This window comes from Candidatus Tumulicola sp. (genome assembly GCA_035601835.1).
Taxonomy (GTDB): domain Bacteria; phylum Vulcanimicrobiota; class Vulcanimicrobiia; order Eremiobacterales; family Eremiobacteraceae; genus DATNNM01.
The window spans coordinates 42,482-63,293 of the sequence record DATNNM010000007.1 but is presented as its reverse complement, the minus strand read 5'-3'; the positions used below and the strand labels follow the sequence as shown (position 1 = coordinate 63,293).

Below are 20,812 nucleotides of genomic sequence, written 5' to 3'. Positions count from 1 at the left end.
GTATGACCTCCTCGTATGGGACAGCAGGCCACTATTCGCGCGCCTAGGTCGAAATCTTTCACGATGCTCTCACGAATTGCTCAGTATTCGGAAGCTCGGTGCGGCGTACAATTGATTCCATGAAGGCCGCACTTGCCATCGCCATCGGGTTGCTCGGCGTCGCGGCGCTCGCTTTCGCCGCCCACCCGGCCAAGAGCGCGAACAACTGCGCGAAGAGTTGTACCGTGTCCAGCCACATGCTGATGCCGGGCATGCCGATGGGCGGGGCGGTGGTCGCCGACAACCCGCAACCGCGGGGCGAGCCGAAAGGCCAGGCGGCTGACGAGGCGATGCAGGCGATGAACGACACGCACATCATCGCTGGGCACATGAGCATGACCAAGTCGCGTCCGGCGAGCGCGGCCGACCGCGCCCGCGCCGACGCGATTTTGACCGCGCTGCGCGGCGCCGTCGAGCCGTTCAAGGATTATCGCGCGGCGGAACAGGCCGGTTACAAACAGTTCCTGCCCAATATCCCGCAACCCGTGTATCATTTCACCAACTGGTCGAACGCGTTTCAAAACGTGTTCAGCTTCGATCCAGCTCGGCCGACCTCGCTCATGTATCGCAAGACCGCCGGCGGCTACGAACTGATCGGCGCGATGTACACGGCGGCTGAGAAAGCGACCGACGAGCAGCTGAACGCGCGCGTGCCGCTGAGCATCGCCACCTGGCACCTGCACACGAATTTGTGCGCGCCGCCGTCCGATCGCACGGCTGAGATGCTCCAACCCCACACCCAGTTCGGCTTGGCGGGCACCATCACAACGGCCGACGCGTGTCAGAAAGCGGGCGGAACGTTCAAGCCGGTCATCTACAATTGGATGGTGCATGTGTGGCCGTTCGAAAAAGATCCGTCGAAAGTATGGGCCACGGAAGAAAATCCTGGCGCGATGGGTCATATGGGGAACATGTGAAAGGTCATGCTGTAGGCTTGGGAAAAGAACCAATGCAGCATGGACCCGAACGAACTCACTCCTAAACGCATCGTCTCCGAACTCGACCGCTACATCGTCGGCCAGGCGCAAGCCAAGCGCGCCGTCGCGATCGCGCTGCGCAATCGCTATCGGCGCGAGCGGCTTGGCGGCGAGATGCGCGACGAGGTGATCCCGAAGAACATCCTGATGATCGGGCCGACCGGAGTCGGCAAAACCGAGATAGCACGCCGCCTTTCGAACCTGGTCGGCGCGCCCTTCATCAAAGTGGAAGCCACCAAATACACCGAGGTCGGGTATGTAGGCCGCGATGTCGAGTCCATGGTGCGCGACCTCGTCGAAGCCGCCGTTCGCATGCTGCGCGCGGAACGTGTGGAAGAGACAAAGGATCTGGCCGAGGACCTCGCCATCGAGCGCCTTGCCGACATCGTCGAGCCGTCGACTCGCGTCGCGACGAACTCCGAAGCAAATCCCTTCTCCGCGCTTTCTGCGATGCTCGGCCGGCAGCAGGGCGCTCGCGTCGCGCCGGAAGCGCCGCCCGCGCCTGCGCGCAGCGAAGAGCTCGAAACTCGCCGTCAGCGCGTGAAGCAAGAATTGCGCGACGGTTTCTACGACGTGCGCATGATCGAGATCGACGTCGAGGAGTCGCAGCAGATCATCATCGGCGGACCGCAGGGCGAGGAGATGGGCGCCAACATGGGCGACCTGCTCGGCAACATCCTGCCGAAGAGGCGCAGCAAGCGCCGCGTGACGGTCGCCGACGCCAAGCAGATCTTCACGCAAGAAGAAGCGGCGAGGCTGGTCGATACCGATTCGCTCAAACGCGAGGCGGTGCGCCGCGCCGAAGAGAACGGCATCATCTTCGTCGACGAGATGGACAAGATCGCAGGCGGCAGCGGCCGCGGCGGCGGCGTTCCGGACATCTCGCGCGAGGGCGTGCAGCGTGACATCTTGCCGATCGTCGAAGGGTCGACCGTGATGACCAAATACGGTCCGGTGAAGACCGACCACGTTCTGTTCATCGGCGCCGGAGCATTCCATATCAGCAAGCCGAGCGATCTCATCCCCGAGCTGCAAGGACGATTTCCGATCCGCGTCGAGCTGGCCAGCCTGACGAAAGATGATTTCAAGACCATTCTGACGCAGCCGAAGAACGCGCTCATCGAGCAATATAAACAATTGCTCGCCACTGACGGAGTCTCCCTGACGTTCACCGAGAGCGGCATCGATGCGATCGCGCGCCTGGCCACGCTCGTGAACGAGCAGACCGAGAACATCGGAGCGCGGCGCCTGCACACGATGCTGGAGAAGGTCTTGGAGGGCGTTTCGTACGAGGCGCCTGAGCGCGGCGGCGAGATCGTGGTGGACGAGCAGTACGTCGAAGAACGCCTCGCCGAGATCGTCAAAGACCAGGATTTGTCGCAGTACATTCTGTGATGGCCTACACACGCCGCATCCTCACCGACCCGGATCCAATCCTGCACAAGGTCGCTAAAAAGGTGTCGGCCTTGGAGCTGAAGCTGCCCATGACTCAAGCGCTCATCGACGACATGTTCGAGACGATGTACGCGGCGCCGGGCATCGGGCTGGCAGCACCGCAAGTCGGCGTCGTCAAACGCATCATCGTGGTGCATGTCGGTGAAGACAGCGGGCCTTACGCGATCGTCAATCCGGTGCTGAGCGGATTCGAGGGCGAGATCCAAGGCACCGAAGGGTGTCTTTCGATTCCCGGCACGATCGGTGACGTCAAACGCGCGGAGAAGTGCGTCGTGAGCGGGCTCGACCGCCACGGGAAACGACTGCGCATCGAGGCGGAAGGGTGGTTGGCGCGCTGCTTCCAGCACGAGGTCGACCACCTCGACGGGGTACTGATCACGGACAAGGCCACCAACATCCGCGATGCCGTGCCCATCGAGGCTGGCGCAGACGAAGACGGAGAAGCCGTTCGCAACGTCTAGGCCGGGCGCGCCCCGCAGATTGCGCACTATTTTCTTCGGCAGCTCCGACTTCGCGATACCGAGTCTAAGCGCACTAGCCTCAGCGCACGACATCGCCGCGGTGTACACCCAGGCTGACCGCCCCGCCGGCCGAGGCCTCAAACTGACGCCCACGCCGGTGAAAGCGGCGGCTGTGCCGCTCGGGCTTGACGTTTTCACGCCGGAGAAGTTGGACGCGGGATTCGTGGCGCTCGCAGCGGGCCTGCGGCCTGAACTGCTCGCATGCGTGTCGTACGGGAAGATACTCCCCGTCGCGCTCTTGGAAAGCGCAACGCTTGGCGCCCTAAACGTCCACCCTAGTCTGCTGCCGCAGTATCGCGGCGCGACGCCGATCCAGGCCGCATTGCGCGAAGGCCTAAAGACCACCGGCGTGAGCGTCATTTGGATGTCACCACGGATGGATGCAGGCGACATTGCACTCCAACGATCAGTGGCGATTGAGGCAACCGATGACTTTGCCGCGCTGCACGATCGCCTTGCAAGACTCGGCTCCGACATGTTGCTTGAAGCCGCCGCTCAGCTTGATGAGGGGCGGCTCGCTCGAACGCCGCAAGAACACGAGCGCGCGACGTACACCAAGCCTCTGAGAAAAGAAGACCTTCGGATCGATTTCGATTCCGATCCGCTCGCTGTCGTGAACCAGGTGCGCAGCCTGAGTCCGAAGCCTGGCGCGTGGGCGCTCGTGAACGGCGTGCGCGTCAAAGTCCTGGAAGCCGAGGTGTCGCCTCGCGGGGATGTCGGCGTTGATGGCGACGCTTTCGCGGTCGCGTGTCGCGGCGGGGTCGTGCGTCTGCTCAGAGTGATTCCCGAGGGGAAACCCGCGATGACGGGTGCCGAATTCGCGCGTCAAGTCAAATGAACGGAGCTAAAGCTCCGTTGCTACAAGAGCGGGTCAAGAGCGTCAGCCCTGCGCGGGCGGTCGCCTGGCGCGCGCTTCTGAAAGGCGGCGACGCCGCCGGCGCGCTCGATCGCGAATCGCGCGCCGCGCATCTCGACCCGCGAGACCGCCGGCTGGCGACGGAACTGGCGCACGGCACGCTCAAACGACGCCGCAGCCTCGAGTGGGCGTTGCAAAAACAACTTCGCCGGCCATTCGCCGAATTGGATCGCGGGCTTCAGTGGGCGCTCCTGCTCGGGGCCTACCAATTGTTGTATCTCGATAGAGTGCCCGCGCACAGCGCCGTCAACGAAAGCGTGGCGTTGGCGCGCGCGGGCGGCCACGCGGGCACCGCGGCGGTCGCGAACGCGATCTTGCGCAAGCTCGCACTGGCGCGAGTTTACCCGCCGAAGCCAGAGGTCGACGATCCTCCCTCGGCGCTTGGCCTCTACGCGTCGCTGCCGGATTGGCTCGCGGAGCATTTCATCGAGCGCTTCGGCTTCGGCAGCGCGCTTCAAATCGCGGACGCGATCAACGCGACGCCGCGTCGCGCGCTGCGCGTCGACACTGACGCGGCGCCGGCTGGGGGCAAGTACGGAATTCCCGAGTGCCTGATCGTCGAAGATGGCATTGCCGACGAGAGGCAGATCATCCAAAGCGAAGAGAGTCAGCTCGCGGTGCACCTGCTCGCGCCGAAACCCGGCGAGACGATCCTCGACGCGTGCGCCGGCCGCGGGGTAAAGACCGGCATGATCGCAGCGCGGCTCGGCGGCAAGGGCACGATTTATGCGATCGACGACGACGAGCGCAAACTCGAGCACGTGCGTCGTCTCGCCGCAAAGTCGCCGACCCCGATCGTGGTCATGCGGGCAGACGCCAAAGAGCCATATCCTGATGCGGTGCCGCAAGAGGTGGACGCCGCGCTGGTCGACGCGCCGTGCTCGGGCATCGGCATCATCGGGCGGCGAGCCGACGCCCGCTGGCGCAAGAAAGCCGACGATCCAATCCGCTTCTCAAGCATCCAGCAGGCGATCCTCGAGCGCGCCGCGGAACGGGTAGCGCCACGCGGCCGCTTGCTGTACGCCACCTGCTCCACGCATCCCGCTGAGGATGAAGACGTGGTCGCGAACTTCTTGACGCATAACCCGGAATGGAGCGCGACGTCACTGGCGAGCTGGGCCGCCAAGACGGAGTCCGCGCGAGCGCTCGGCCCGTATCTGCTGACCGTCCCCGGCGTTGACGGAAACGACGGATTCTTCTATGCGCTGCTCGAAAAAAAGCGCGATGATGGCTGATGCGCTCGCCGTGCGCTGGGAGTCGCTGATCGTCGCGCTCGCGACGCTGGCGCTGGCGCTGTGGGCGTTCCGCCGCCCGACCCCGGCAGCTCAGCCTGCGGGAAAGACGCCGCCGGAAGGCGTCGCGCTGCAAATCGTCCGGCCCGGTGCCGCGCCCGAAATCGTGGAAGTCAAGGACGGCTGCGTGCTCGGTCGCGGTCAAGCCTGCACGATCGTCTTCGATGACGCGACGGTCAGCAAGCTGCACGCGCGCTTCAAGCTGGACGGTAGCGAGGCGGTCATCGAAGATCTTGATTCCACCAACGGCACGTTGCTCAACGGCCGCCGCCTCAGCGGACCTGCGCCGCTGCGGCGTGGGGACAGGATTGGTCTTGGAGCCAACCAAATAGTCTTTCTGGGCGTGGCGCCGAGCAAAGACGATTAAGTCCTCATCGCGCGCCCGGCAAAAGGAACATGTAGGCGATGGAAATTGGCGTCGCCACCGACATCGGCGCCGGCCAGCGCGCGAACGACGACGCCTGGTGCGTCGAACAACTGCACCCGAACGTCACGCTGCTGGCGATCGCTGATGGCTTCGGCCGGGCGGACGGCGTTCAAGCTTCCGCGATCGTCGTGGACGGCGTTCGCGAAGTCATCCGCCGAGAGCTGCTGCGCGCCACCTTCCCACAGCGCAGCCTCACCCCGACCAATATCCGCGAACTCCTGACCGAAGCGTTCGCCGAAGCGAACGATCGTCTACTGCACGGCGGCGGCAGCACCGACGATCACGTCGCCGCAGCCTCGACGTGCACGGCCGTGCTGCTCGTGGACGACAAGGCATTCGTCGCCCACGTGGGTGATTCGCGGGCGTTTCTGATGCGCCGCAACGAGTTGGTGCAGCTCACACCCGACGAATCGATCGTCCCCGAGTTCGTGCGCAGCGGCGGCGGCAAGCAGCGCCTGGCCAGACCGCAGCGCATAACCAGGCCGCTGCTGACCCGCGTGCTGGGCGTCGAAGAAGCTGCCGCGGTGCCGCCGCGCGTGGCGCACTACACGCTGCACGCGCGCGACGCGGTAGCGCTGTGCACTGACGGTGCGTATCGCGGCGTCGCGCTGTCCGATCTGCAAGCCGCGCTCTCGGCCCGGGAGAGCGTGCACGAGTGCGCCGCACGCGTTGTGGCTTTGGCGCGGGGCGCCGGCGGGGCCGATAACGCCACGGTCATCCTCGCTCGGGAAGCCACCGTGCACGGGTCGCCGTCAGATGCAGCGCCGCGCCGCCGCGGTACGCCTCGCCCGCTGCTGATCGTCAGCACGGCACTCGCCGTCTTCGTCGTCGCCACAACCGGCCTCGTCGGTTGGTGGGTAGGCGACAACCATCTCTATTTGGGCGCCGACTCAGGCGGCAGAGTCGCGCTGTACGCGGGCGCTCCCGCTAGCGTCTTCGGCGTGCCGCTGCACGTGACTCGCAAGACCTATCCGGTCTTGGAAGAGAGCCTGCCGGCCGACGTGCAAGCCAAGCTGCACGAAGGCTTGCCGATCTCCAAAGCCGCCGACGCCGACGCGTTCGTGTTGCTCAAAGGTCACACGCAGAAATAGCGCGTAGTTAAAGTCGATTCACTCAAAACGAACCTAAGAAGAGGAGCGTTGATGTCCATCAAGGGCTACACTTGGCATATGGCCATCCTTGGAGTCGCCGGCGTCTTGGCGATGGGGTCCAGTTGCGGCACCACTTCCGGCGGACCGCCTCCGCCACCGGCTCCGCCTCCGATCACCGTGTCAGCTGCGGATCCGTTAGGAGACACGATCCCCGGGGCAATCGGAACCGTTTACGACATCACCAATATTTCGATGACGCGGAGCGCCCCCGTGGCGGGTCCGCGCAACACCGTGTCCGTGACCATCACGTTCGCGCAGCCGGTGGTGATCCCGCCGCCGGGCGGCTCCCCGACCGCCACGACCCTTGCCGCGATCGTCGGCTTCGACATCGACGGGAACTTCAGCGACGGATTTACCGAGGGCTTTTGCGGGCCGACCGGCACGTACAACAACGATGAAGAAATTGCCATGTTCAACCGCCTTGCGGACGGCAACTATCCGATAGCCAACAAATCAGGATTCAACGGCGAGGCGACGCCATTCGTGAGCGGCAACACCATCACGTTTCTTTTGGGGCTCGCGACCATCGGCGGTGCTCCCTTGAGCTTCGACATAACGGCTGGAAATGGCCCCAATCCGACCGACTGCGCGCCGAACACCGGGTATCTTACGGAGAATTCCGTTAGAGTGCCATTGAGCACGGTACGCGGCGTCAGCAGGCCGTGGGGTCCGTGGAAGGGGCACTAGCTAAAACCTCGCAAGCGGCGGTCGGGCGGCCGCCGCTACCCCGCGCTCGTTGGCTGAACCCGGCGCTGCTCGTCGTGCTGTGCGGCGCCGGCGTCGTCCTCGCACTGCTGCTGCCGCTGGACGGCTATTTCCCTTGGTGGACGCTCTTGCTCGCAGGCGCCGGGTTTTTGCTGTGGCAAGCCGGCGCACCCGACGCGGCGGAGCGCGACCAGACCCTCATCCCCATCGTCGTGGCGCTGTGCGCGCTCGGCATACTCGTGATCAGCAGGATCGACCCGTATCTCGGCCGTCACCAGATAGGCGCGCTGATCGTCGGCCTCGCGATCGTCATCCTGGGTCAGCGCCTTTTCGCGCAGTACCGCCGCCTGGAAAGCGTCACGTATCCGTGGGTGCTGGTGTCGCTCGCGCTCTTCGTGCTGCTCATGCTCTTCGGCCAAGAAGTCAATGGCGCTCGCCTCTGGTTTCGCATCGGCCCGTTCAGCGCGCAGCCGGTCGAAGGCATCAAGCTGTTCATGGTGTTCTTCATGGCGGCGTACCTTGCGCGCAACGGCGAGGCGATCGCCGCGCTGCATTGGCACGAAGTGCGCGCAAACGTCAAGCTGCTGGGACCTCTCGTGCTCGGTTGGGGCGTCTCCATCCTCACGCTGGCGCTGCAGCGCGACGTCGGCATGGCCGCGCTCTTCTTGGGCATCTTCCTCGTCATGCTGTATGCCGCGTCGCGCCGGCTCGACATCGTGATCGCAGCAGCCGTGATCTTCGCACTCGGCGCGTGGCTCATCGCGAGCCATTTCTCGTACGTGCAGACGCGCATCGGCGTGTGGTTGAATCCGTGGAACGATCCGCTCGGCCGCGGATACCAAGCCGAGCAGAGCTACTTCTCGCTGGCGGCCGGCGGTTTGTTCGGCACGGGCTATCATCTCGGCCATCCGGGCTTCATCCCCGACGCCGCGACCGACTACACTTTCGCCGCCTGGGCAGAAGAGTTCGGTCTCATCGGCGGCCTGGCGCTGCTCGCGCTGTACATGGTCCTCGTCGTGCGCGGTTTTGCGATCGCCTTTGCAGCCGGCGATCGCTTCACCGCATTGCTGGCGACCGGCTTTTCGGCGACGCTCGCGATCCAAGTGTTCGTAATCGTCGGCGGCGTCGTCGGCCTTTTCCCGCTCACCGGCATCACGTTGCCGTTCTTCTCGTATGGCGGGTCCAGCATGGTCGCGAATTTGGTGATGCTGAACCTGCTGTGGCTGTTTAGCGCTCGCGCTAAAAGCTCATAAAGCAGGCCACCGAGAGCCGAAAAGGAAACCCCGGAGCGGGACATCCGCAACCTGCCGCCGCTCTTTTCCGTTTCTATACTAAAGACGCGCAGCCCATCGGCCCCCGCTTCCAAGCCCTCAATAGGAGAACTTCATGCGAACGCCCCACAAATATGGCGCCGCCGCCATCGTCGCCGCGGTCCTCGCCGCAGCGGGCTGCTCGAGTCACTCGTTGTCGATCACGATGACCCCGAACCCGATCGTCGTAGGCCTGCTCGACAAACAGGCGACGATACACCTCCATGCTGTCGCGCACGGTTTTGGCAAAGTGCCGATCAACAGCGTGCAGCTTGCCGCGTTCAACGGCTCGGACGCGCTTATCGCGAGTCAGACCGAAGCGGTGGACCGGAGCATCCCGGCGACGCCCCTCGGTTACGTGATCGATCGTGACTTCACGGTGCCGATCAACGGTGCCGCTGTCGCGCTTTCGGGAGCGCGCTACATCACGGTCAAGGTGCTCGATCCGGGGGGTGGCGTGCTCGCGGAGCAGCGCATCAACATCACCATCAACGCGCTCAAGGGCCTCCCGCTGCCCGATATCTTTAAGCCGTCAGCTTCGCCAACCCCCTCACCCGGCCACTGACCGCCATAGCCTGATGTAACGAGGGCCGCATCGCGCAGCGTGCGAACTTCCGTGCGGTATGCCACTCAGGCGTCGCCGCAGGCGACGCGCGCGTCCGCCCCGTCAGTCTGCATGGATCCCGCTTCTTGTCGTAGCGGCGGTTCTGGTAGCCGTTTGGTTCACCGTCGGCTATCTGAAGGAACGCAACGCGGCGAATAGCCGCGCACACAAAGCTCACGCCACCGCCCGGCATGGCGCGGTCAGCGTGGGAGCGCCTTCGCCGCCCATCCCGTCGCGCCAAGTAAAGGGCGCTCCAGGCGCGAGCCCGCTCGCGAGCGGCCCGAGTCCGCTGCCGCGCGTGGCGATCATCATCGACGACTGCGGCAATGACTTCGAACGCTGTAACCGCTTCATCCAACTGCCGGTTCCGTTGACGTTGGCGATCTTGCCGCTGACCCCGCATGGACGCGACATCGCGAATGCGGCGCTGGCCGCCGGCCAGTCGGTGATGCTCCACCTCCCGATGCAGCCGGAGTCGGACACGCACAATCCCGGACCAGGAGCGATCACCACGCAAATGACCGACGCTCAGATCGCCGCGCAAGTCGAACAGGATATCGCTTCACTGCCGCCGGTGCCCGGCGGCAACAACCACATGGGCAGCAAGGGGACGAGCGATCCGCGCGTCATGCGCGACGTGCTCGCGGTCTTCAAGCGGAACAATCTGTTCTTCATCGACTCGGAGACGAGCAACACGAGCGTCGGCATCCAGACGGCGAAGTCGCTCGGCGTGCCGAATGCCGCGCGAGACGTGTTCCTGGACAACGAGATCTCGCAAAAGGCGATCGAAGAGCAATTGAAGGCCGCGCAAACGGTTGCGCTCAAGACTGGGCAGGCCATCGCCATCGGTCATCCAAATCCCGAAACCGCGGACGCCATCGCAAAGATGATCCCGGAAATGATCGGAGCCGGCGTGACGTTCGTTCCCGCGAAAACCCTGGTCAAGTAGAAGAGGAAAAGTCATGCGCGCTCTGTGGCTCACAAAGCACGGCGGTCCGCAAGCGTTCGAAGTCCGTGAAGCGCCCGAACCCACGCCGGCCGCCGGGCAGGCGCGCGTGCGCGTGCACGCGGCGGGTCTCAATTTCGCCGACCTGCTCGCCAGTCAAGACCTGTATCCGGGCGCCCCGAAACCACCGTGCATCTTGGGCTACGAGGCGGCCGGCGTCGTCGACGCGGTAGGCGAGGGCGTCGAAGCGGCGCTCGTCGGCAAGCGCGTCATGGCGCTGGCCCACTTCGGGGCGCAGGCAGAAGCGGTCTGCGTTCCGAGGCGCTTGGTCGCGATCATGCCCGATGCCATGTCGTTCGAAGAAGGCGCGGCGTTGCCGGTGAACTTCATCACGGCGTATCATATGTTGCACCGCGTCGCGCATGTGCGCGCCGGCGAATCGGTCCTCGTCCATCAAGCAGCGGGCGGCGTCGGTATCGCCTCGCTGCAGATCTGTCGCAGCATCGGCGGCTTGACGACGTTCGGCACCGCATCGTCCGGCAAGCTGCCCATCGTGAAGTCGTACGGATGCACTTACCCGATCGACTACCGCGCGACCGACTATGCCCTCGAAGTGCGTCGCATCACGGATGGCGCGGGAGTCGATGTCGTCCTCGACGCCCTCGGCGGCGCGGACTGGAAGAAGGGATACGATCTGCTCAAGCCGTGCGGCCGGCTGATCTGCTTCGGGTTTGCCAATCTTGTCGGCGGGGATAAGCGTAATCTGTTGCGCCTTCTCACCCAATTGCGGCGCGTGCCGAAATTCAATCCGCTGGAGCTGATGCCGCGCAATCGAACCGTCGCGGGCGTCAATATCGGCCGGCTCCTGGACGCGGCCGACATCCTCGCCGAAGAGATGACCGAGCTGATGCGGCTTTACGAGGCCGGCGCCATCAAGCCGCACATCGACAAGGTTTTTCCTGTCGCCGACGCCGTCTCCGCGTTCTTGCGCCTGCGACAGGGCAAAAACGTCGGCAAAATAGTCCTCGCGTTCTAGACCGCGCCTCAACAGCGCGGCATCGGTCCGCAATGACTTCGCCTCAAACCGGCAATACGTGCGCGCCACACTGCGGCAATGTCCGCAGCGCGCCTCAAGCTTGCTGATGTGTCTCGTCCGCCGGATACGTCGGCGCTTGTTCCTTGCAGCGAGACCGAAACCGCCGAGGGGATCGAGGAAGTCCGCCATCGGCTGCTGCGGCGGCGCAAGTCGCTGCTCGCGCGCAGAGCCGACGCGGCGGGGCTGGACGGCGTCATCGCGTCGCTGCGCCGGCTGCAAAACCCGCAATTGTGCCTGTACCGGACTTCGCGCGGCTGCGTGTTGTCCGAGCCGTTCAACGGCATTCCGAGCGTAGTTTTGAACGCGCCCTGCGAGACCGCCCAAGCAATCGTGTCGCGCATGGCGGATGCCGAAGCTGCGCCTGAGCTTGCGAGCGTCCTCGCGCCGTTCGGCGAAAGCGCCTTGCGTGCTGCCGCGCGCGCCGGCGTGCGCATCACGCTCGTGCCGGAAGGCGAGCGCTTCGGGCGTTTTTCGGAGTCGGTCGCGCGCTGTGCACCCGGCATCGACGACTGGCCTTCGCCGCCCTCCGGGCTGTTCGTGGTCGCGGACCGGCAGGTCTTGCTGCGCAAAAATTCGCTGCGCATGACCGCCGCGCACGAGTTCGCGCACGCGCTCGACTCGGTCATGGCCAAACGGCCGCGCTCGTATTTCTCGTTCGAAAGCGAAGAACTGCGCTATTATTTTGCCACCGCGACGGGCTACGTCAACGAATACGCGGCCAGTGGACTGGACGAGTATTTCGCCGAGAGCCTGCGCGCGTACGTCGAGATCAACGACGAGCGCTGCGCGTGGCTGCCGTTGACGCGCCAAGATCTGTACCTGCGCGACCCGCGCATGTTCGCGCTGGTCGAGCGGCTCTTCAGATCGAACCTTGCGCACCGCGAACGACGACTCGAAACCCGTCCCGCATGAAGGGTTCTTTCCGCGAACTTCAAAAGGCCACTCCGCCATGAGACGACTACTTATCGTCGCGATTTTCGCCGCGCTCGTGACGCCGAGCGCAGCGCTTGCCGCCGCGCCCGACGCGGGAATCGCTCGCGCGGTGTCAAGCGTGAAATGCTACGCGGAGAACGCGGTCAAGCCGGTCGCGACGACCAGCGTGTTCTTCAATGCCTTCGCCGCGGTCGGGGTTCAGTGCGGCAATGCAGCCTGGGTTTTGGTCTTGCGACACGGCGCAGCGGGTTGGATTAAAGTAGGCGACACGCTGAGCAATGCAGGCACGACGATACCGTTCGCCATGCAAGGCGTGCCTGCGGATGCTGCAAAGGGACTGTGGGATCGCTGGCGCGCGTGGGGCGCGGACCAAAACGCCAGACCAGGGTCCAAGGACGACCTCGCGGCCATCAAGAGCGCTTCACTGAAGCGCGCGCCCAAGCTCAAGGTCCTGCACACCGTCGTGTACGGTGATTGGGGCTTGATGTTCTGGAGCGAGAGCGTAGCCGGAGGCGAGGAACTGTGGCATAAGGCGCGCGGCGTTTGGTCGCGCGTGGCCGGCGGCGGCGGAGCGATGGATCCGCTGTTGCTCTCGGCGTTTGGGGTGCCATACTCCATCGCGATGAGATTGGCACCATCCTAGCTGCGCGCTAGGGAGCGCTCCAGGTCGTCTTGCCGGAATTGTTTTTCAAAAACGCGCCGGCGGTTTGATCGGTGTACACGCCGAAGAACGCGCGGGCCTGGCCCGCACCGTCGGTCACGCGGAGGAACGGCTTGTCGGACCCCACGATGACCGCTCGCTCGTTCTGATCGCTGCCGTTGAGCAGCAGCTGACCCACGCGATTGGTCGTCTCCTCGAGCCTGATCAACCGGTGCCCGCTGGCGTTGCTGATGCGAAAGACCCCAAGCCCGTCGGGCGCGAGATACATCGAGATCCGGTTCTGGCCGGTCGAATCGTTGAGATCTACATAAGGCTGGCCGGAGTCGTAGCCCTCCCAGAGACGCGCTTTGCCGCTCCCGTCGTAGAACACGAGCTTATCGCCGTCGATGCGAATGCTCTTCCCGCCGGTCCCCTCGATCGTCAGCGGGCCTGTTCGAGAGTTTTGCGTCGCGCCCATCAGCAGCGCAGCCACTGCCACGCCCGCGGCGAGGATGCCGCCGATCCGCCAGCCGCGGTTTTCCCGCTCGACCCGTTCGAGCCGGGCCGCCAACGATTCCAACAATGCGGGTCCGGACATGCTTGACATGGCGCTATCCTTTCTTGGGTTTGAAGTACGTGTTCAAAGCCTTCCAATAGTGCAATTCCCAACCGCTCTTGAGGTCCTTGGCGTGGGCCGCAGGCACCGCGGAGTGCACAAGGGTCACCTTCGCGCCCCTGCCGCTGCGCGCAAGTCGAATGTCGACGATCGACTCGGGGCAGTTCTTTGGCCAGGAGGACGATTTCCAGGTTTGGATGATGCGTTTTCCTGGCTGAAGCGCGAGCATGGTGCCCGAGAGCACGCCGTACGCCGACATCTTTTCGCCGACCTTGCCGATGCGCGCGCGATGGCCGGTGAACGTCGAATGCTTCTTGGAGTCCGTCAACGCCGCGTACACCTCGCGCGGGGTCGCGGCGATGCGGGCGGATTGGTGAAAGGTTGCAAGCTTCATGGAGACTCCTGGACCGGGGCTAAAGCCCCGGCACTACACGGGGTGGGCGACGAGGACCAAAGCGAGGACGCTCCAGTTCACCACATGCCCCGTCCAACAAAACGGACACGGCATGCGCGTGCGAAACAACAAACTATATGCGAGAATCACGGAAAGCAGGCCTGCCGCCGCGGATGCGACGAGCGCTCCGTACCACACCGCTGTGTTGAGGAGCAGCCATGCCGCGGGGAGCATCAAGACGTAGTAGGCGATGCCGAACGCGCTATTGGGGATCCCGCCGAAGACCCTCGCCATCGGCTGCTGCACGACGCTGGGTTCGGTGAGCTGTCCTCGAGCAAAGCGGTTCGCCTTGTCCTGCATGAACAGCGCGGCGCCGAGGCCGACGCAGCACAGCACGCAGATGAGCGGCGAGACGACCGGGATCAACCGCCGACGTTGAAGTCGCGCAACGCCGCGTTGAGCGACGTCTTGCGATCCGTCTCCTCGGTGCGCTGTCCGATGATCAAAGCGCACGGCGTGCTGTAGGTGCCGGCGGCGAACTCCTTGGGTTGGACGCCCGGGATGACGACCGCGCGCCGCGGTATGACGCCCTTGCTGACCGTCGCGGGCACTGTCGTGACGTCCACGATCGGCGTCGAGGCCGTCAACACCACGCCCGCTCCGATGACCGCCTCGGCGCCCACGTGCACGCCTTCGACGATCACGCAGCGCGAGCCGATGAACGCGCCATCTTCCACGATCACAGGGCGCGCGGCGGGCGGCTCGAGCACGCCGCCGATGCCGACGCCGCCGGACAGGTGCACGCCGGCGCCGATCTGCGCGCAGCTCCCGACCGTCGCCCACGTATCGATCATCGTGCCGTCCCCGACCCATGCGCCGACATTGATGAAACCCGGCATGAGGATGACGTTGGGGCTCAGGTACGAACCGTAGCGCGCGGTGCCGGGAGGCACGATGCGTATCGTGCTGTTGTCCCAAAACGATTTGAGCGGGATCTTATCGTAGAAGTGCATCGGACCCGCTTCGGTCGGCTCGCTGTTATGCAACGCGAAATAGAGGAGGATAGCTTCCTTAATCCACTCGTTGATCACCCACTCGCCGTCCACGGGTTCAGCCGCGCGCACCCAGCCGCTGTCAAGCGCGCCGAGAACGCGCTCCACGGCTTTGCGCACCACGCCCGAAGCAAGAAGAGAGCGGTCCTTGTACGCGGCCGATATCGTGGCCGCGAGAGCTTCGCGGTCGAGCTGCATTGCGCCGCAAGCGTTCGGCGCTTGCCCGCATCGCCCCCGCGCGCGTTTGGCGCGAAATCGAAAGCAAAACGCCCGGCGGCAGCGAATCGGACATGCGATCCCGGGTGGTGTAATTGGCAACACGCCTGGCTCTGAACCAGGAGAGTCAAGGTTCGAGACCTTGCCCGGGAGCCACGGCCCCATCGTCTAGAGGCCTAGGACGCCGCCCTCTCAAGGCGGAGACAGGGATTCGAATTCCCTTGGGGCTACCACTGACCGGGGCTTTCCAAGATAAGTGCCGCCTCTAGTTCGCGACGAAAACGCGCACGCACGTAGGAGACAAACCGTGGGTCTTCATCGCCGCGGATCCGGACCAAAGATCCGCGTTCTCACCGGGCACATGGAGTGGATACTGACGCCGTCCGACACCGGCGGCCAGTACTGCATGCTTGAGACGTTCGTACCACCTGGTGGGGGCGTACCGCCGCACCAGCATCCGGATCACGAAGCCTTTTCGGTCATCGAGGGATCGATCGAGGTTGCGCGTATGGACGAATCCGGTTTAGGTTGGATTCCCGCTTCAGCCGGCGATGTGATCAACGTGCCGAGCGACGAGATCCACGGCTTTCGAAATACAACCGGTGCGCCAGCCCGACTTCTCGTGACCGGTTCGGCTCGGCTGGGCGCGTTCTTTGAAGAAGCCGGTGTTCCGCTTGCGGTAGACGCGGCCCCAAGTCCGCCGACCACGCAAGACGTTCAAAGGGTTATGGCGATCGCGCAAAAATATGGCCATCGTTTCCAGGCCCGCGAGCATTAGACGATTCTGGTTCTCCTGCGAACCTCGGCCGGCATACTAAGGTGGTTGAAAGGTAGTTGTAGGCTAGAACCCGCACCACTACAAGGCCGCCAAGGACTCTCAAGGCGGAGACAGCTCCTTCCGCGGTTATGTACTTGAAAACTACGGAGACGACTCATGCAAGTCTACATCTTCAGGGGCGCAGGCCGCGTCTTCGGTTTCACAGAGGACAGCACGGGAGCAAACCTGCCATCGCGGTTCGGGGACTGGAGCGCTTTCAAGACACTTACGATGATCAGAGGGGAGTCTCAGCCTGGCGTAAATGTCGATGACTGTATCAATGATATCGAAAAATACGGATTGCACTTAACCGACGCCCATATCCGTATTACCGAGCAGGTTGTTTGATGCTCGTTAGCCGCGACCATCCAGACGGAGGTTCAACCATGTCGATTACCCGATCGCTTGCGTACCTCGCACTTGTCGCCACGCTTGGCTGCGCGTTTGGTGTGGGGAGCGCAGCACCCTCGCTCGCGGCGAACTCAGCCAACGCAAAGGTGTGCCGCCTCATGCCGACCGCTGACGTGGAACGCGTCCTCGGAAAAAAGGCCACGAAGGTCTACGGCAGCGACAACGCCGCCGTGTCGATTTGCACCGCGGTATTCGGTGGGGGCACGGCGGCAACAGTGGAATACGCACAAGTGCAATACGCCAAGCCCGGCAGCCCCGGGCTGCCTCCCGATGTGCAGACGATGCTCAAGCTTCCCCGCAGGATGAAAGCGAACGGAGAGAACGTCGTCGTCCAGCAATTCGGCAACGTCGGCTGCTATAGCCTCAAGGTGAAGACCGTGTTGTCCGCGACTTGCGGCGATCCGAGCGGCTACATCACAATGATCGTTGGTCGCGTCGGGTCAATGGTGCCCTTCGACACCGTTCGAAAATTACTGGCGACCGCAAAATCAAAGATCTAAACGCGACCGCTAGGCAGCTCGTTCAGCGCTGTTTCCTGCGTTCGTTCTCCGCTATCCGCGCCTTCACCAATTTCTTCACGAGGCCGGCAGACAGAGGCTTGTCCAGAAGGAAGCGGATGGTACCTTTAGACGTGTCAAGCTTCTTTAGGTCGTTCTTGAACTTCCTCATCACTGCCATGCTCATGGGAAAAAAACTGCAGTGCTTCGAAAACGCGGCGAATGCGACCAGCGAGCCTTTGTACCTGAAGGTGGGGATCTGATAGCTGATGGCCTCGGTCGCCTCCGGCGGCACAGCTGAACGAATCGCCGCGCGCACTTTTTTCAGTGTGCTGCGCGCAGGCTCCGGGACCCCCGCGATGTATTTGTCCACGTCCTTGCGATAAGCGGAATTCGTTTTTTTCATAATGCGCGGTTCCCGAAGGGGACTCTCGAATCATGTGTAAGCAGCGCCAAATGAGTGCGGGGTTCGGCGCGTTGCCGGCCGCGGCTGCGACGGCGGCCGCGGCAATCGCACTTTGGCTGGCGTGCTTGCCGGCAGCGGCCGCCGTCGATCATCTCAAGTCCTACGCCGCTGCGCGGGTGGACGTGCCGCCCAAGTTCGATGCGGCGCTCTCGGACCCGGCGTGGCAAAAGGCTGTCACCGCGTCGGACTTCCAAGACCTTACGGCGCGCAAGACCGCCCCGCTTGAGACCACGGCGTATCTGCTCTACGACGACAAGAATGTGTACGTCGCATTTCGCGTCAGGCAAGAGGGCGTGCCGATCCACGCGGACCAAACGACGAACAACATCGGCTTCGGCCAGGATGACTGCGTCGGCGTGGGCATCGACACGAGCGGCGCAGGTTCGGCGGTCTACTATTTCGAGACCACCCCGCGCGGCGTGCGCTATCAGCAGTCGATCGAGTCCGCTCGCTACGCGCCGCCCTGGGAGGCGCAAGCCGCGGTCCAAGGCTCCACCTGGACCGCCATGCTCACCATTCCTCTGAACGACTTGCGCGCCGCCGGCGGCAAGAACCAGACTTGGCGCATCAACTTCGTCCGCAACGTCGCCGCCACCGCCGAGCACTACACGTGGGCATATGACGGGCTCATGCAAGACGGGCAGCCGCCGAACTGGCCTGCACTCACCGACGCGCGCTGGTGGCCCGCCCTGAGCGGTCTCGACATCGCCGGATCGGCGGCTCGGCCCAAGCCGCGCGCCGAGATCTACGGCCTGGAGAGCTTCGGCAAGGACCGCAAAGTCTTCCAGCAGTCGAACAACACGTTTGCGACGCAGAGCGTGCGCAACTACGGGCTCGACTTCGTCTATCCGGTGACGAGCACCATCGCGGCGGTGGGGACGCTCAATCCCGACTTCTCGAATGTCGAAGTGGATCAGCAGACGATCGTGCCGCAAGAGTTCCAGCGCAACCTGGCGGAGTATCGCCCGTTCTTCGCCCAGGGCGGGCAGTATTTCACGAACATCTCCTTCCCGCTCGGCGGCCTCATCGGCCCGGCGGATCAGGTTCTCTACACGCCGAGCATCGGCACCTTCGATCGCGGTTTCAAAGTGGAGGGAACCTACGGCATGCAGCAGCTCGGCGCGCTCTCCGTGCGCAGCACGGCACAGGGCGCGCGCCTGGACGATGAGGCGTTCTCATTCAAGCATGCGCTGCAGGACCGCACGTTCTTGTACTGGGTCAACGCGGTGGAAGGCCATCACGACATCGGCAACGACACCACGGTCGAATCCGGCATCGCCGGGCGAAATCTCAAGACCGGCTTCGTGTGGGGATACGATCAGTCGCTCGAGCAGCGTCGCATCATCAGCGACCCGACGCATCAGTTCGCATACGGCCGATCGGGTTTCCTCGACGTCCACAAGCCGAACTACGAGTGGAACATCGGTTATCTCGATGTCGGTCCGGGCTACGGCCCGATCGACGGTTTCACCACCGTCAACGACATCCGCGGCCCGGAGGCGTTCACCGATTTTCTCACGACGACGCGGGCCCTTAAGACCTGGACCGGATTTTTCGCGGCCGACCGGTTCCTGACGCGCGCGGGTGCGGTCCACGAAGCGGATTTCTTCGGCACGACGGATCTCTTCACGAAGGGGCTGTTGCACCTCAATCTGACCCAAGCGACCAGCTCGCTCGACGACCCCGTGCTCACCGGCGGAATCATGCTGCCATTCAATCAATCGTCGTTCACGCTCGGCTATCGCGACGGCACACCCTCGCCGGTCGATTTCTTCTACGGGGCCGGCCCCTTCGCGACATTCTACCTGCAACAGTTCAATGTGTTCACCACGCGGCCGATCGGAACGCGGTTCAACGTATCGCTCACCTACGCGGGGACGCACGAGCGCTCGGCCGCGATCGGCGTCGACGGGCAGATCCTGCGCAGCCTGGCCGTGGGCGAGTCGTTGGGGCCTGAGACGAATCTGACGCTTGCTTTGCGCTCGATCAACGGCAACGGCGGCTTCGCGACCTCCGGCGTGAATTTCGCGGCAGGCCTGCACAACAAATTCAAGAGCGGCAGCGAGTTGTTCGTGTCCTTCGGCACGCCGGCCGCGCCGACGACGCTGGATCGGGTCATCGTCAAGTATTTGTGGCGCATCGGCGGCGGCGCCGGCACGTAGGACTCCAGGAGGGCCGCTCGGAAGGCTAACGGCACTTCCGTGCAAGCAGTCATCTTAGTCGGCGGCGAGGGCACGCGCCTGAGGCCGCTCACCTATGCGTTGCCCAAACCGATGGTGCCGCTCCTCGGGCGGCCCTTCATCGGCTGGATCATCGAGCGCTTTCGCACGGCCGGCGTCGACGAGGCCATCCTCTCGTGCGGCTACCTGCCGGCGGCGATCCAAGCGCATTTCGGTGACGGGCGCGCGTACGGCGTGCGCCTCAAATACGTGCACGAAGTCGAACCGCTGGGCACGGCCGGAGCCATCAAGAACGCGGTCGATCATATCGATGGCACCATTTTCGCCTGCAACGGCGATGTGCTGACCAGCCTCGATCTCGTCGCGCTGCTTCAGGATCATCGCCGACAGGGCGCCATCGCCACGATTCATACGCGCCCTGTCGAAGACCCAAGCCAGTTCGGCGTCGTCGAAACGGACGCCGTTGGGCGCGTGTTGCGCTTCGTGGAGAAGCCGAAGCCGGGCGAGAGCAGCGCGCGCGACATCAACGCTGGGACCTACGTGCTCGAACCGGCGGCGCTCGAGGCGATACCGGCAGGCCGTCCGGTCTCGATCGAGCGTGAGACCTTTCCCCAACTCATCGAAAAGACCGGCGCGGTCTTCGCGCGCTGCACCGAAGATTATTGGATCGACGTAGGCCGCCCCGACACGTATCGGCAAGCCCACCATGATATTCTCGACGGCCGATTTGCCGCTCCAATCGGCGTCGAAATCGCACCAAGCGTGTGGTCGGCTGATGGCGCGCCGCTGCCACTTGGAGTCGAGGTGCGCGGACCGGTGTATGTCGGCGCGGGCGTGGAACTCGAACCAGGTGCCAGCCTCGAACCCTATGCCGTGTGCTACGACGGCTGCAGCATCGGGCGCGATGCGATCGTCGCTGACAGCATTCTGTGGCCCGGTTGCTCGGTGGGCCAAGGAGCTTGCGTTCGAGGCGCGATTTTGGGGATCGACGTCGCAGTGGATCGCGAGGCCGTTGTTCCGCCCGGCGCGGTGCTCGCCAGCGGCGAAAGTATCACCAGGTCCCGCTAGACGGCTGTCCCGTCCCGCCATGCACCTCGTGCAAGTGTTTGTGACCTGCGTCCAATGGTATAATAGTAGCGATACATCCGAAT

23 protein-coding genes and 2 tRNA genes are annotated in these 20,812 nt (G+C 64.0%); 20 read left to right on the top strand and 5 right to left on the bottom strand.

What is annotated here, in order from left to right; genetic code table 11:
- Positions 1-119 precede the first annotated feature (119 nt).
- The 14 genes from VN934_02095 (at position 120) to VN934_02030 (ending at position 13,015) form a co-directional block, all read left to right on the top strand.
- Positions 120-956 carry a hypothetical protein gene (locus tag VN934_02095; GenBank protein ID HXM17582.1) on the top strand — a complete coding sequence of 279 codons (837 nt, stop codon included), beginning with the start codon at positions 120-122 and terminating at the stop codon, positions 954-956.
- Positions 957-995: 39 nt separating this feature from the next.
- Entirely contained in the window at positions 996-2,411 is a 1,416-nt protein-coding gene (hslU, locus tag VN934_02090; protein HXM17581.1) for an ATP-dependent protease ATPase subunit HslU, read from the top strand.
- Positions 2,411-2,932 carry a peptide deformylase gene (gene def / locus VN934_02085; protein ID HXM17580.1) on the top strand — a complete coding sequence of 174 codons (522 nt, stop codon included), beginning with the start codon at positions 2,411-2,413 and terminating at the stop codon, positions 2,930-2,932. Before hslU ends, def begins: the two co-directional genes overlap by 1 nt.
- Positions 2,933-2,951: 19 nt before the next feature.
- Positions 2,952-3,830: a methionyl-tRNA formyltransferase gene (gene fmt, locus VN934_02080; protein ID HXM17579.1), complete on the top strand. Its 879-nt coding sequence runs from the start codon at positions 2,952-2,954 to the stop codon at positions 3,828-3,830.
- A gap of 17 nt (positions 3,831-3,847) precedes the next feature.
- The gene (locus VN934_02075; protein ID HXM17578.1) at positions 3,848-5,143 is read left to right on the top strand and encodes a transcription antitermination factor NusB; all 1,296 of its coding nucleotides are present in this window, start codon (positions 3,848-3,850) and stop codon (positions 5,141-5,143) included.
- Positions 5,133-5,567, top strand: coding sequence for an FHA domain-containing protein (locus VN934_02070; protein HXM17577.1), 435 nt, complete (start codon positions 5,133-5,135; stop codon positions 5,565-5,567). The genes VN934_02075 and VN934_02070 overlap by 11 nt, the downstream gene beginning before the upstream one ends.
- Positions 5,568-5,605: 38 nt before the next feature.
- Positions 5,606-6,718 (top strand): protein phosphatase 2C domain-containing protein, encoded by a 1,113-nt coding sequence (locus VN934_02065; protein ID HXM17576.1) that lies wholly within the window; start codon positions 5,606-5,608, stop codon positions 6,716-6,718.
- A gap of 51 nt (positions 6,719-6,769) precedes the next feature.
- Positions 6,770-7,465: a hypothetical protein gene (locus VN934_02060; protein ID HXM17575.1), complete on the top strand. Its 696-nt coding sequence runs from the start codon at positions 6,770-6,772 to the stop codon at positions 7,463-7,465.
- On the top strand, positions 7,450-8,736 hold the full coding sequence (locus tag VN934_02055) for an FtsW/RodA/SpoVE family cell cycle protein (GenBank protein ID HXM17574.1): 1,287 nt from the start codon (positions 7,450-7,452) through the stop codon (positions 8,734-8,736). Before VN934_02060 ends, VN934_02055 begins: the two co-directional genes overlap by 16 nt.
- A 133-nt stretch (positions 8,737-8,869) precedes the next feature.
- A complete protein-coding gene (locus tag VN934_02050) occupies positions 8,870-9,358 on the top strand; it encodes a hypothetical protein (protein ID HXM17573.1) in 489 nt (162 codons plus the stop codon).
- A 58-nt stretch (positions 9,359-9,416) separates the two neighbouring features.
- Positions 9,417-10,346, top strand: a complete 930-nt coding sequence (locus tag VN934_02045) for a divergent polysaccharide deacetylase family protein (protein ID HXM17572.1) — start codon at positions 9,417-9,419, stop codon at positions 10,344-10,346.
- A 13-nt stretch (positions 10,347-10,359) separates the two neighbouring features.
- Positions 10,360-11,379: a medium chain dehydrogenase/reductase family protein gene (locus VN934_02040; GenBank protein ID HXM17571.1), complete on the top strand. Its 1,020-nt coding sequence runs from the start codon at positions 10,360-10,362 to the stop codon at positions 11,377-11,379.
- A gap of 78 nt (positions 11,380-11,457) precedes the next feature.
- Positions 11,458-12,351 carry a hypothetical protein gene (locus VN934_02035; protein ID HXM17570.1) on the top strand — a complete coding sequence of 298 codons (894 nt, stop codon included), beginning with the start codon at positions 11,458-11,460 and terminating at the stop codon, positions 12,349-12,351.
- Between the two features lie 37 nt (positions 12,352-12,388).
- Positions 12,389-13,015, top strand: a complete 627-nt coding sequence (locus tag VN934_02030; protein HXM17569.1) for a hypothetical protein — start codon at positions 12,389-12,391, stop codon at positions 13,013-13,015.
- A 7-nt stretch (positions 13,016-13,022) separates the two neighbouring features.
- Here the strand turns inward: VN934_02030 and VN934_02025 are convergent, their stop codons facing one another.
- Genes VN934_02025 through VN934_02010 form a run of 4 tightly spaced genes read right to left on the bottom strand, consistent with a single transcriptional unit; the run spans position 13,023 to position 15,272 of the window.
- On the bottom strand, positions 13,023-13,619 hold the full coding sequence (locus VN934_02025; GenBank protein HXM17568.1) for a hypothetical protein: 597 nt from the start codon (positions 13,617-13,619) through the stop codon (positions 13,023-13,025).
- Between the two features lie 4 nt (positions 13,620-13,623).
- Positions 13,624-14,022 (bottom strand): SRPBCC domain-containing protein, encoded by a 399-nt coding sequence (locus VN934_02020; protein ID HXM17567.1) that lies wholly within the window; start codon positions 14,020-14,022, stop codon positions 13,624-13,626.
- Between the two features lie 33 nt (positions 14,023-14,055).
- Positions 14,056-14,448 (bottom strand): vitamin K epoxide reductase family protein, encoded by a 393-nt coding sequence (locus VN934_02015; protein ID HXM17566.1) that lies wholly within the window; start codon positions 14,446-14,448, stop codon positions 14,056-14,058.
- Positions 14,445-15,272, bottom strand: coding sequence for a 2,3,4,5-tetrahydropyridine-2,6-dicarboxylate N-succinyltransferase (locus VN934_02010; GenBank protein ID HXM17565.1), 828 nt, complete (start codon positions 15,270-15,272; stop codon positions 14,445-14,447). The genes VN934_02015 and VN934_02010 overlap by 4 nt, the downstream gene beginning before the upstream one ends.
- A gap of 98 nt (positions 15,273-15,370) precedes the next feature.
- On the opposite strand from VN934_02010, the gene VN934_02005 reads away from it, so the two are divergent.
- From VN934_02005 to VN934_01990, 4 genes are all read left to right on the top strand, one after another.
- Positions 15,371-15,446 (top strand) — tRNA-Gln (locus tag VN934_02005).
- A 1-nt stretch (position 15,447) separates the two neighbouring features.
- Positions 15,448-15,523 (top strand) — tRNA-Glu (locus VN934_02000).
- Between the two features lie 74 nt (positions 15,524-15,597).
- A complete protein-coding gene (locus VN934_01995) occupies positions 15,598-16,068 on the top strand; it encodes a cupin domain-containing protein (protein ID HXM17564.1) in 471 nt (156 codons plus the stop codon).
- Positions 16,069-16,493: 425 nt separating this feature from the next.
- The gene (locus VN934_01990) at positions 16,494-17,018 is read left to right on the top strand and encodes a hypothetical protein (GenBank protein ID HXM17563.1); all 525 of its coding nucleotides are present in this window, start codon (positions 16,494-16,496) and stop codon (positions 17,016-17,018) included.
- A 22-nt stretch (positions 17,019-17,040) separates the two neighbouring features.
- On the opposite strand, the gene VN934_01985 is transcribed toward VN934_01990, so the two are convergent.
- Positions 17,041-17,421 carry a DUF1801 domain-containing protein gene (locus tag VN934_01985; GenBank protein ID HXM17562.1) on the bottom strand — a complete coding sequence of 127 codons (381 nt, stop codon included), beginning with the start codon at positions 17,419-17,421 and terminating at the stop codon, positions 17,041-17,043.
- A 50-nt stretch (positions 17,422-17,471) separates the two neighbouring features.
- Here VN934_01985 and VN934_01980 point away from each other — a divergent pair, with 50 nt between their 5' ends.
- The gene (locus VN934_01980; GenBank protein ID HXM17561.1) at positions 17,472-19,643 is read left to right on the top strand and encodes a hypothetical protein; all 2,172 of its coding nucleotides are present in this window, start codon (positions 17,472-17,474) and stop codon (positions 19,641-19,643) included.
- 39 nt (positions 19,644-19,682) lie between these two features.
- Positions 19,683-20,729 carry an NDP-sugar synthase gene (locus tag VN934_01975; protein ID HXM17560.1) on the top strand — a complete coding sequence of 349 codons (1,047 nt, stop codon included), beginning with the start codon at positions 19,683-19,685 and terminating at the stop codon, positions 20,727-20,729.
- Positions 20,730-20,812 lie beyond the last annotated feature (83 nt).

Excerpts from the sequence above, each read along its gene's own strand:
- VN934_02030 (HXM17569.1), top strand. The coding sequence starts at position 12,389 with ATGAGACGACTACTTATCGTCGCGATTTTCGCCGCGCTCGTGACGCCG.
- VN934_02050 (HXM17573.1), top strand. The coding sequence starts at position 8,870 with ATGCGAACGCCCCACAAATATGGCGCCGCCGCCATCGTCGCCGCGGTC.
- VN934_01985 (HXM17562.1), bottom strand. The coding sequence starts at position 17,421 with ATGAAAAAAACGAATTCCGCTTATCGCAAGGACGTGGACAAATACATC.
- VN934_02025 (HXM17568.1), bottom strand. The coding sequence starts at position 13,619 with ATGTCAAGCATGTCCGGACCCGCATTGTTGGAATCGTTGGCGGCCCGG.
- VN934_02060 (HXM17575.1), top strand. The coding sequence starts at position 6,770 with ATGTCCATCAAGGGCTACACTTGGCATATGGCCATCCTTGGAGTCGCC.
- VN934_01980 (HXM17561.1), top strand. The coding sequence starts at position 17,472 with ATGAGTGCGGGGTTCGGCGCGTTGCCGGCCGCGGCTGCGACGGCGGCC.
- VN934_02035 (HXM17570.1), top strand. The coding sequence starts at position 11,458 with ATGTCCGCAGCGCGCCTCAAGCTTGCTGATGTGTCTCGTCCGCCGGAT.
- hslU (HXM17581.1), top strand. The coding sequence starts at position 996 with ATGGACCCGAACGAACTCACTCCTAAACGCATCGTCTCCGAACTCGAC.
- VN934_02065 (HXM17576.1), top strand. The coding sequence starts at position 5,606 with ATGGAAATTGGCGTCGCCACCGACATCGGCGCCGGCCAGCGCGCGAAC.
- VN934_02045 (HXM17572.1), top strand. The coding sequence starts at position 9,417 with ATGCCACTCAGGCGTCGCCGCAGGCGACGCGCGCGTCCGCCCCGTCAG.
- def (HXM17580.1), top strand. The coding sequence starts at position 2,411 with ATGGCCTACACACGCCGCATCCTCACCGACCCGGATCCAATCCTGCAC.
- VN934_01990 (HXM17563.1), top strand. The coding sequence starts at position 16,494 with ATGTCGATTACCCGATCGCTTGCGTACCTCGCACTTGTCGCCACGCTT.
- VN934_02040 (HXM17571.1), top strand. The coding sequence starts at position 10,360 with ATGCGCGCTCTGTGGCTCACAAAGCACGGCGGTCCGCAAGCGTTCGAA.
- VN934_02020 (HXM17567.1), bottom strand. The coding sequence starts at position 14,022 with ATGAAGCTTGCAACCTTTCACCAATCCGCCCGCATCGCCGCGACCCCG.
- VN934_02095 (HXM17582.1), top strand. The coding sequence starts at position 120 with ATGAAGGCCGCACTTGCCATCGCCATCGGGTTGCTCGGCGTCGCGGCG.
- VN934_02010 (HXM17565.1), bottom strand. The coding sequence starts at position 15,272 with ATGCAGCTCGACCGCGAAGCTCTCGCGGCCACGATATCGGCCGCGTAC.
- VN934_02070 (HXM17577.1), top strand. The coding sequence starts at position 5,133 with ATGATGGCTGATGCGCTCGCCGTGCGCTGGGAGTCGCTGATCGTCGCG.